This window comes from Pseudoalteromonas sp. DY56-GL22, from assembly GCF_041414715.1.
Classification (GTDB): Bacteria; Pseudomonadota; Gammaproteobacteria; order Enterobacterales; family Alteromonadaceae; genus Pseudoalteromonas; species Pseudoalteromonas simplex.
This window is the reverse complement of record NZ_JANHZR010000020.1, coordinates 1-9,915: the sequence shown is the minus strand read 5'-3', so window position 1 is coordinate 9,915 and position 9,915 is coordinate 1. Positions and strand designations below refer to the sequence as shown.

The following is a 9,915-nucleotide window of genomic DNA, read 5'->3' as shown; positions in this document are numbered from 1 at the left end:
GCGGGATGGAGCAGCCTGGTAGCTCGTCGGGCTCATAACCCGAAGGTCGTCGGTTCAAATCCGGCTCCCGCAACCAACTGAAATTGAAGATTAAAATTAAATGAGTTTGATAAGTAGGCACGCGAAAGCGTGTTTTTTTATGCCTGAAATTCAGGTTCAGAGCCGAAGGTCGTCGGTTCGCTCTCAAAATTCACAGCTCCCGCAACCAACTGAAATTGAAGATTAAAATTAAATGAGTTTGATAAGTAGGCACGCGAAAGCGTGTTTTTTTATGCCTGAAATTCAGGTTCAGAGCCGAAGGTCGTCGGTTCGTCCTCAAAACTCACAGCTCCCGCAACCAACTGAAATTAAAAATTAATATGTAATACTAGACACGCGAAAGCGTGTTTTTTTATGCCTGAAAAAGTAAGTTTTAAGTAATCATATCACAATCAGTTTGAAGCCGAATCGTGTTATTTGTAGGCTTTAGCCAAGGTCTACTTTAGCGCCGAAAAACATTTCACGGCTAAAGTCGTTCCATGTTTTGATGTAGGCGTGAAATTTATTTCGCGCGTTATCTTTTGAATATTGCGCGATATAAAATCGCGCCTACAATGCTCGCTTACCGCTATGATAACTCACGCCTAGCATGCTTAAGGTAAGCTTGTAGACTTTCTTGCCAAAGTATTAGGGCTTCGGTTAATAGTTCTTTTAAGGGCTTGTTATCAAGCAACTTACGTTCGATGCGCTTCAGCTCTGTACCGTATCGATTAAATCCTAGCTGCAATGCTGTGCTTGCTTGACGGTGAATCAGTTTGATGCACTGCTCTTTGTCATCATCTACAAGTTGTTGACAACGAATGAGTTTATTTCTAGCAGATAAAACAAACTCATTGTAAATCGATGATACCTCATCCTCGCTGAATGAGCTTATCAATGTAGCAGCTGCCGTTTCATCGTAAAGTGTATCTCGTAATTCCACCGCGATACTCGCAGATTGGTTTGTTTGTGAATCGCTCAGAGCTTGACGTAATTTCTGCTGCTTTATTGGTTTGCCTACAATATCTTTTATACCTAGTGATAAATACTCTTTTATTTCATCTGGACTGAGGCTAGCGGTAAATGCTAATACTGGCGTGCGTTGATTTAAATGGTCGATATTTTTTAGCTTTTTTAAGACTTCTTGCCCTGTTAAATCAGGCAAATTCATATCGAGTAATACCACATCAAAGTGATGTTTCTGCATCAGTTCAATCGCGCTATTGCCATCTTTTGCAAGTTTTATCTTATGCTCATCATCAGCCATAAATTCGATGGCAATTTTCTGATTTAAATCGAGATCTTCAACTAATAACACGTCTAGGCCAGTAACATAATCCTTTGATTGGTGACGCTGTTCAACTAGGCTAAGCTCACCAATAGCAAGTGAAATATCAAAGCTGAAAGTACTGCCTTTTTTAAGCTCACTTTCTATGTTGAGTTTACTGCCTAACTTTTCGAGTAGCCGGCTGGTAATTGCTAAGCCAAGGCCTGTGCCTCCTTTCTCTTTACCTGCACTACTTTGCACGTATGGTTCAGTGAGGTAGGCTATTTCTTCATCTTCAATACCAGGGCCTGAGTCAATCACACTTACTCTAACTAGGTGGTCTAGTTGGCCTTCATTAAGAAGCTTCACATGAATCTTTACGGCTCCTTGGTCAGTAAACTTAATTGCGTTACCTACTAAGTTTATAATAACTTGCCTGAGTTTTTGTTGGTCGCAGTAATAACATGCCTGTTCTGGCAAATCATATATCAACTCAAACTTTAAGTGTTTTTGTTCCGCTAGGGGGCTGAGAAGTAGGCAAAGATTATTTAGCCAAGTTTTAAACTCAACATCCTCTTCATAAAGTGCTTCATCTCGTTGATCTAAGCTGGCGTAGTCGAGAACTTTATCTACTAATAAATTTAATGATTCAGCGGAGTTAATAATTGCTTCGCAATAAGGTTTATCACGGGGGTCACTCGATTGGTTCATGATCAACTGTGCACTACCTAAAATACCGTTTAACGGTGTGCGAATTTCATGACTAATAGTTGATAAGAACAAACCTCTTATTTCTAAATCTTTATGGGCTTTTTCGGTGAGTTGATTAAGGTTTTGCTCACGCCTTTCATTACATAGTAGTGCCATGCCTGTAGCATAGAACATTGGAGCTATTACGCCATTAATAAATAAAGTGAAACTAAACCAGTCTGCAGATAATAGGTTGGCGGTTGTAATATCTCCCATCATTAAAGTACGGCCAGTAAACACCGCTAGGATAATGCTGAGAATTAAAATATAAACAATACTGCCATTAGGGTAACTTTTACGGCCATTACGAATAAACAAAGCCAGTAAAAACAATGATTCAACAATATGTTGAAGGTCAGAAACCAATATTCGGCTGCGTAACTCTGCGCTGTCAGTAGCAAGGTAAATCATAGTGATAGCTAAAGCGACTGTGATCGAAACAAAGGTTTTAAAGCCAACGCATTTGGCATTCAAAAACTGACAAATTGCGAGTACATGGATGATTGAGGCACTAAACAGTAGAGTATTTGCAATGGCAACACTGGCAAGGTTATTAATATGGCCATGTAGTGCAAAACTCATTACTGATGCAAACATCACAAGTGGATAAAAAATATAGAGTAAGGTGCCCGGAGTCTTATTGTTGGTTCGCCAAGTAAGGTAATTAAGAAGGGTCATTACTGCCATCATGGCAGCGCTGGCGTAATATAAAGTAGCTGAGTCGAGCATTGTATTTCCAGTGTTTGGCAATCAGTTTGAGCATAAAGTCAATTACAGTGATTAGCAACCAGAAACAAAAACAGACGCAGTAGCGTCTGTTTTAACAAGTAGGGTATTTCGTTTAACGAATTTCGTCAGGAATGTTTTGCTGAGCCCAAGATAGTAACTCAATACGATTACGACACTTAGTTTTTCTAAATGCACTGTATAAGTGAGTTTTCACTGTATGCGGACTAATACTTAAATCTTCAGCTATTTCTTTGTTTTTCGAACCTTTACTCATTAATGAAATAATAGCTTTTTCACGTTTGGTAAGCTTAACTGGTTCGATATCACCGTCTGTTAATTTATGTAGTGCGTCTTTGTTAAACTGCAACATACGGTTAAGTGCATTACACATAATATCACGACGGTACCAGAGTTGGTCTTCAAGTAACAAACGAATGCCTTTCATTAGCACATCGGCGTTATCCGTGGTGTAAAATACACCTCTTATGCCACTTAGAAGAGCGCGATTAGCTAGTTCTGGGTTTTCATCTAGATTAAATAAAACAATATCGCATTTAATTCGTAGATTAACTAATTGCTCCTTTAGTTTTCCCCACGGATCTGTACTTGACGTTTCAATGAATAGCAATCGTGTGCCTTCAGGTACTTCAGAAATATCAGTACCAGTTGTCACAGTAAGTCCTTGTGTTTTTAACAATGGTTCTAATACATTTACACCAATCGTGTTAATCGGTTCTGGATCTAATAATAAAAAGGCTGAACTACTCATATTTATTCACTCTTGAAAAAAGTTGACAATTGCATCCTATCACGCAATCCACCCCTTTCGTATTAGAAATTTCTGAGACTTGTGCAGGAAAAGTACAGTTTGTGTCTATTTTGTGTCAAAAAATACAGCTAGTTAACTAATTGCAATACATTAACTAGCTGATCTGTCACTATTATAGACAAAAACAGTATCTTTGTTCTACCTTTTACATATTTTTACATACTAAAATATTAGAGATTGGTTTTTTTCTTGTCTTGATACGGAGGCCAGCCCATTGTTTTACCTGCCAGCATATGTAGGTGTATATGGTACACAGTTTGTCCGCCATGGTCATTACAGTTCATTACGACGCGAAAACCGTCTTCACTAAAGCCAAACTGTTTGGCAAGTTTGGCAGCAACCACATATAAATGACCGACTAAAGATGCATTTTCTTCTGTAACATCATTAATCGTCGCTATTGGTGTTTTTGGGATGATCAGCACATGAAAAGGGGCTTGTGGGTTAATATCTTTAAAAGCTAAAGACAACTCGTCTTCATATACAATATCAGCAGGGATCTCTCGGTTAATAATCTTTGTAAAAATAGTCTCTTGGCTCATACTTAGCTCTCTTATAAATGTGGTTAAATGACCGCCCACTAATGACAAACTTTATTTGCAGTGTCAAACTGAAACTGCCGTAAATTGAACAACCAAGGAGTGAACATGCGTAAGTTAGTATTACTGAGTAGTGCGTTAATGCTATTAAATAGTTTAAGTAGTGTCGCTGAGACTATTCACTTTCCAGAAGAGTTTGTACCCTTACAAGTCGGAGAGCGACTTATTGAGCAGTCGTTTTTCAGTCGTGTTGACGATGTTGAACTTGCTCCTGGTACTTACCAAGTGAAGATGAAATATACCGATCTTTACGAGCAAGGTTATGATGACCACCAAGTTGTTGAGTCAGAGCCATTTTGGGTTGAGCTCACAGTAGAGAGCGGCAAAGACTATGACCTAGTGTTTAATCGTGCCAGTAATGCTGTTGCGGCAGAAGTGTTTGCTGAATCACCGCAAGTAAGCTTAAAAGCCAAGGGCAGTGAACTTGCTGTGCCGTTATCGATCGTTAGCTATCGTGCAGCTAGCGCGCCTGTACAAGCAGTGGCCAGTGCCCCAGTTGCTGCTACAAGTACAAGCAATAAGCCTACGACAGCAGTCCCTGTCACATTGCCTGCAAAAGTACCCGGCGGACAAGCGGGTTTGAAAAATATGCCAAGTGCAGCTGCGATGCTTGAGTTTTGGTGGCAACAAGCAAGCCCTGAAGAGCGCCGTGCGTTCTTACAAAAAGTAAGTAACTAATAAAATAATTAAAAAAGGCGCTGATTGCAGCGCCTTTTTTGTGTTTGATGACTTACTTTGCAAATAAGTCGTCAACAGTACCTTGTGCAAGTGGGTGGTAACCCGGACGTGCTTTTAAGTACACATCATGCGCCCAGTCTTTTTTGCCGTTTTTAATAAGTGCTTTATAGAGTGGCACAATTAATTTACGACGACCGATGCCTGATAGGTGTTCATCAAGCGCTGGGTAAATTGGTTGATAACCATTACCTACCGCTAGCATAAACCATGCGAAAGCACGCTCAGCATTAGTTGACTGTGTAAGGTTGAATTGATTATCAAGCTCAGTCATTTTTTCAATGCTTAAATCGCGAGGTAGGTTATTCAAAAAGTGTAGCCACTCGTGAACTGACCAATCCGCTGTTGGTAACTGGGCTGCACTAATTTCGCCGTTTAACCATGTTTTGGTTACAGCATCAACTTTATCGAAAGCATCAGACGTTGGGTTAGGGGCATCGCTTGGTAAACCAGGCTCAAAGATCCACTCATTAACTTTATCCATGCTCACAACGCCTGGATATTTTGCGATCAAGTTAGCTTTTAAGTAAGTAACAAATTGCGCTGTTGTAAGAGACTTAAACGCAAATTGGTCAAAGTAACCCTTTACGAATGGGTCAAACTTATCACGGCCAAATTTGTTTTCTAGATAGATTAAGAAAAGCTGACCTTTAGTGTAAGGCACTGAGCTAAATGCATCATCAGGATCGCGGCCATTAAGTTTTAAGTTAAGACGCGTATCTGGTGCTGGTAGAGTTTTAAGTAATGCACGTAAGCCGGCTGCATCAAGCGCTTGTTCCATCACTGCACGGTCACGACCAAACACTTCTTCCATAATGCGGTTTTCAACGTAAGACGTGAAACCTTCGTTTAGCCATAAATCTTCCCATGTCGCATTGGTTACTAAGTTACCAGACCAAGAGTGAGCAAGTTCGTGAGCAATTAGGTTTACTAAGCTTTTATCGCCAGCAACAACCGTTGGTGTAATGAATGATAAACGTGGGTTTTCCATGCCACCAAATGGGAAGCTTGGCGGTAGCATTAATAAGTCATAACGACCCCATGCGTATTCGCCGTACATCGCGTTAGTTTTATCGATCATCGCTTGCGTGTCGTTAAACTCAGCAACTGATGCATCTAAAATTGTTGGCTCAGCAAAGATACCCGTTTGCTTAGACATGGCTTTAAATTCTAAATTACCTGCACCAATTGCGATTAAGTATGGCGAAATTGGTTGTGGCATATTAAATAGATAATCGCCGTCCTTATAAAGTGCATCTTTGTTATCAGCACTCATTACCGCACGAATGTCTTTAGGAGTGTGAATACGTGCCGAGTAGGTTACGCGCATTGCTGGCGTATCTTGTACTGGGATCCAACTACGAGCATGAATTGCTTGTGATTGGCTGTACATAAATGGGTGTGATTTACTGGCTGTTTGCTCTGGCGTTAACCACTGTAAACCTGAAGCTTCTGGGCGGCTGTTGTAGTAAATACGTGCTTTAACCGCTTGGCTTTTAAATTTAATTGTTAATTTTGAGCCCTTTACGTCATCACGTGCAGCAAGGGTGAAGTCAGCTTTGTGCCAGCTGCCTTTTTGATCTTGATACATTACTTTGTCGATATCTAAATCGCGTGTATCAAGTACCAGTGTTTTGCTTGTTGCATTGTGCCAATCTAGCGTGTGCTCAACAAAACCTTCTAGTTGTTTGTCATCAAAATCAACATCTAAATCTAGTAGTAGGTGAGTGGTTGTTACGTCATCTAAGTTTGCGTAAGTGTGCTGGCTGATTGCATCTGCAGTTGCTTGAGAGCAAGCACCGGCCATAGCAAGACTTAAAAGTAATGGTTTAAACTTCATAATAACCCTGGAACGGAAATGAAAAAGAGCCCGTTTTATAACATGATTAGTGCAGTGGGTTGAGTGATTTTTACAATCTAATGCGTATTTTGCGACGATAGGTTACACTAATGCGATTAGTTACCGGTAACCTTTGAGGCGTTTTGTGGCTCAGTCCCTGCAATCTTTTCATACCTTTTCTTTGCCAAGCCAATGCCAGCATTTTTATCAAATTGATGAAGTGAATCAGCTTTTAAGCACAGACTTTTCTGCGCCGTTTTGTATTTTAGGTGAAGGCAGTAATACGGTGTTTTTATCTGACTACCAAGGTTCTGTGATCCACATGAATACGAAGGGCATCGACATAGAGCAGCAAAACGATGGCTTTTTATTACACATTGCAGCCGGAGAAAACTGGCACCAATTAGTTGCTATGACTATTGCTAATGACATGCCTGGGCTTGAAAACCTTGCTTTAATACCTGGGACTGTTGGTGCTGCACCAGTGCAAAATATAGGTGCTTACGGTGTAGAACTTGAAAAGTTTGTGAGTTATGTCGACTACTTTGATATTGCAACCAAAACCATAAAGCGCTTAACTAAAGGCGAATGCCAATTTGGCTATCGTGACTCTATCTTCAAGCATACACTGAAGAACAAAGCTGTAATCACCCAAGTAGGGTTGCTGTTACCTAAAAAATGGCAGCCAGTTCTGAGTTATGGACCATTGCAACAGCTTTCAGAACCCTCTCCACAGCAGGTATTTGAGCAAATCATCACAACCAGAAACAGCAAACTACCAAACCCCAGTGAACTTGCAAATGCAGGCAGTTTTTTCAAAAACCCAGTGATCAGGAATGAGCAACTTGCGTTACTTTTAAAAAGCTACCCAGAGCTACCTCATTACTTTGTGGATGCTGAGTATCATAAAGTTGCGGCGGGGTGGTTGATTGAGCAAGCGGGGTTAAAAGGCTTTAAGGTCGCAGGTATTGAAGTGCATCAGCAGCAAGCGTTAGTGCTAGTAAATCATGGTAACAGTAAAGGTGATGACTTAATTGCCATGGTAAAGCATGTACAACAACAGGTTTGGCATAAATATCAGATTGCTTTACAGCACGAAGTGCGATTGATCAATGCTGATGATGAATGCCACATTGAATTGGGAGCTTCATCATGAAAGCGCCAGATGGAAATAAGCTCGCTATTCTACAAGCTCTAAATACCGGTGGTTTTATTTCTGGTCAGCAATTGGGTGAGCAGCTCGGTATTAGCCGCGCAGCAGTCGGTAAGCATATTCACTCTTTGCAGGAAATGGGGCTCGATATATTTAAGGTTACGGGTAAAGGGTATTGCCTTAATAATAGTGCAGGCTTACTGAACAAAGATAAAATCGGTCAGCATTATAATGAATTAGGTGGCAGCACCGCGAATGTTGAAGTGCAGCCTATTATTGATTCAACCAACAGTGAATTAATGCGCCGTTTGCAAACAGAAGTATCACTGCCATCTGGCAGCGTATTAGTTGCAGAAATGCAGCAAGCGGGAAGAGGGCGCCGTGGGCGCGTTTGGCAATCTCCATTTGGTGCAAACTTATACTTTAGTTACTTTTGGCGTTTGGATGATGGTTTGCAAGCTGCTATGGGGGTATCTATTGCTGTTGGGCTTGCTGTTTACGATACGCTTAAAGCTTTATATCAATTGGATGTAGAGCTTAAGTGGCCAAATGATATCTACTTAAACCGTGAAAAATTAGCGGGTGTATTAGTTGAGCTTGATGGTCAGCCGCAGGGGCCTTGCCAGCTTGTAATAGGTATAGGTATCAATTTACATATGCCAGAAAGTGTTAGCCAACACATAGATCAAGCATGGACTGATTTAAGCCAGCATGTACAGGGATTAGATAAAAACAAGCTGGTGGCCTATTTGTGCTTTTATTTAGAAAAACGCTTAGCTCAGTATCAGCAATCAGGTTTAAACGATATGTATCTACAGTGGAATCAATTAAATGCATTTGCTGGTGAGTGTGTTGAGCTCAATACGGGTCATCGTAGCTGGCGTGGTATTTGCGAAGGAATTGATAACCAAGGTGGCGTGCGTATTCGCCAAGACGGCGAAGTGAAAAGTTATTATGGTGGTGAAATTTCATTACGTAAGGCTGAGCTATGAAATTATTAGTGGATGTTGGCAATACCGCAATTAAAGCCGTTTTGTTTGATGGTAAGGATTACCAAACCTGTGAACTCAGCAATTTACCTTGGTCACAAATAACAGAGCTGGTCTATGCCTGCGTGGGTAGCACTGAGCTACTTAAACCGTTATTAGCACAGGCGCAGCAACACGCCGTTCCTTACTTCGAAGCACAGGTGAGTGCAAAGCTAAACACGTTAAGCTGTGCCTATCAGCAGTATCAAAATCTAGGAATTGATCGTTGGCTCGCGGTAATAGCTGCGTATGTCGAATATCCCGCGCAAAACTGCATTATTATTGATGCCGGTACAGCAACGACAATTGATGTGCTAAACCAAGAAGGTGCGCATCTAGGTGGTTGGATCTTACCTGGCCTTGATTTAATGACCTCTTCACTTACCCAAAATACGCAACGTGTGTTTGATGATGAGAAAATCCCATTTACGACTGAGTTAGGGCGTAATACGCCAAATGGCCTAAAAAATGGTGCCATGGTTGCTACTCTAGGCGCAATCGAGCAGGCAAAACAACACCTTAACCAACAGGATTGCCAGTTAATATTTGCTGGTGGTTATGGAAAGCTGTTAGCAGATACATATATAGATGCTAAGTTTGACAGCTTGCTCGTGTTTAAAGGACTGAATTATTGGCGTGAATTAGCTATAAAGCAGTAAAAATACGGCGATTTGCCTGAATAGTGAGCGTTTAACACATAAATTCACATTTTTTTTAATTTTATGGTTGCATCACAATAAACCTTACCTTAGAATCTCGCCCCGTACTAAAGCAGTGCCGACTTAGCTCAGTTGGTAGAGCAACTGACTTGTAATCAGTAGGTCATCCGTTCAACTCGGATAGTCGGCACCACTTTCCTTTTACCGGAAGTGACTTAGTAAAGAATTTTCGTGGAGGGGTTCCCGAGCGGCCAAAGGGATCAGACTGTAAATCTGACGGCTCAGCCTTCGCTGGTTCGAATCCAGCT

Annotated in this window: 8 protein-coding genes and 1 tRNA gene; 5 read left to right on the top strand and 4 right to left on the bottom strand. The window is 41.0% G+C overall.

Annotation, left to right across the window (positions count from 1 at the left end):
• Nucleotides 1-607: 607 nt before the first annotated feature.
• From NO991_RS20440 to NO991_RS20430, 3 genes are all read right to left on the bottom strand, one after another.
• Nucleotides 608-2,764 carry an ATP-binding protein gene (locus NO991_RS20440; protein ID WP_054554871.1) on the bottom strand — a complete coding sequence of 719 codons (2,157 nt, stop codon included), beginning with the start codon at nt 2,762-2,764 and terminating at the stop codon, nt 608-610.
• Between the two features lie 112 nt (nt 2,765-2,876).
• Nucleotides 2,877-3,533, bottom strand: a complete 657-nt coding sequence (locus NO991_RS20435; RefSeq protein WP_054554870.1) for a response regulator transcription factor — start codon at nt 3,531-3,533, stop codon at nt 2,877-2,879.
• A 230-nt stretch (nt 3,534-3,763) separates the two neighbouring features.
• Complete coding sequence (locus NO991_RS20430; protein WP_054554869.1) at nt 3,764-4,135, bottom strand: histidine triad nucleotide-binding protein; 372 nt, start codon at nt 4,133-4,135, stop codon at nt 3,764-3,766.
• Nucleotides 4,136-4,240: 105 nt separating this feature from the next.
• Between NO991_RS20430 and NO991_RS20425 the strand changes: the two genes are divergently transcribed.
• The gene (locus tag NO991_RS20425; RefSeq protein WP_054554868.1) at nt 4,241-4,870 is read left to right on the top strand and encodes a DUF2057 domain-containing protein; all 630 of its coding nucleotides are present in this window, start codon (nt 4,241-4,243) and stop codon (nt 4,868-4,870) included.
• Nucleotides 4,871-4,922: 52 nt separating this feature from the next.
• On the opposite strand, the gene NO991_RS20420 is transcribed toward NO991_RS20425, so the two are convergent.
• The gene (locus tag NO991_RS20420; RefSeq protein ID WP_300419951.1) at nt 4,923-6,767 is read right to left on the bottom strand and encodes a M1 family metallopeptidase; all 1,845 of its coding nucleotides are present in this window, start codon (nt 6,765-6,767) and stop codon (nt 4,923-4,925) included.
• A gap of 145 nt (nt 6,768-6,912) precedes the next feature.
• Here NO991_RS20420 and murB point away from each other — a divergent pair, with 145 nt between their 5' ends.
• From murB to NO991_RS20400, 4 genes are all read left to right on the top strand, one after another.
• A complete protein-coding gene (gene murB, locus NO991_RS20415) occupies nt 6,913-7,923 on the top strand; it encodes a UDP-N-acetylmuramate dehydrogenase (protein WP_300362215.1) in 1,011 nt (336 codons plus the stop codon).
• Nucleotides 7,920-8,912 carry a bifunctional biotin--[acetyl-CoA-carboxylase] ligase/biotin operon repressor BirA gene (gene birA / locus NO991_RS20410; RefSeq protein WP_130167786.1) on the top strand — a complete coding sequence of 331 codons (993 nt, stop codon included), beginning with the start codon at nt 7,920-7,922 and terminating at the stop codon, nt 8,910-8,912. The genes murB and birA overlap by 4 nt, the downstream gene beginning before the upstream one ends.
• A complete protein-coding gene (locus tag NO991_RS20405) occupies nt 8,909-9,607 on the top strand; it encodes a type III pantothenate kinase (RefSeq protein WP_300362210.1) in 699 nt (232 codons plus the stop codon). The genes birA and NO991_RS20405 overlap by 4 nt, the downstream gene beginning before the upstream one ends.
• 117 nt (nt 9,608-9,724) lie before the next feature.
• Nucleotides 9,725-9,800: transfer RNA gene (locus tag NO991_RS20400), tRNA-Thr, on the top strand.
• The last annotated feature ends 115 nt before the right edge of the window (nt 9,801-9,915 follow it).

What these genes read in the sequence shown, in the direction of transcription:
- NO991_RS20430 (WP_054554869.1), bottom strand. Translation starts at nt 4,135, where the DNA reads ATGAGCCAAGAGACTATTTTTACAAAGATTATTAACCGAGAGATCCCT.
- NO991_RS20420 (WP_300419951.1), bottom strand. Translation starts at nt 6,767, where the DNA reads ATGAAGTTTAAACCATTACTTTTAAGTCTTGCTATGGCCGGTGCTTGC.
- birA (WP_130167786.1), top strand. Translation starts at nt 7,920, where the DNA reads ATGAAAGCGCCAGATGGAAATAAGCTCGCTATTCTACAAGCTCTAAAT.
- NO991_RS20425 (WP_054554868.1), top strand. Translation starts at nt 4,241, where the DNA reads ATGCGTAAGTTAGTATTACTGAGTAGTGCGTTAATGCTATTAAATAGT.
- NO991_RS20405 (WP_300362210.1), top strand. Translation starts at nt 8,909, where the DNA reads ATGAAATTATTAGTGGATGTTGGCAATACCGCAATTAAAGCCGTTTTG.
- NO991_RS20440 (WP_054554871.1), bottom strand. Translation starts at nt 2,764, where the DNA reads ATGCTCGACTCAGCTACTTTATATTACGCCAGCGCTGCCATGATGGCA.
- NO991_RS20435 (WP_054554870.1), bottom strand. Translation starts at nt 3,533, where the DNA reads ATGAGTAGTTCAGCCTTTTTATTATTAGATCCAGAACCGATTAACACG.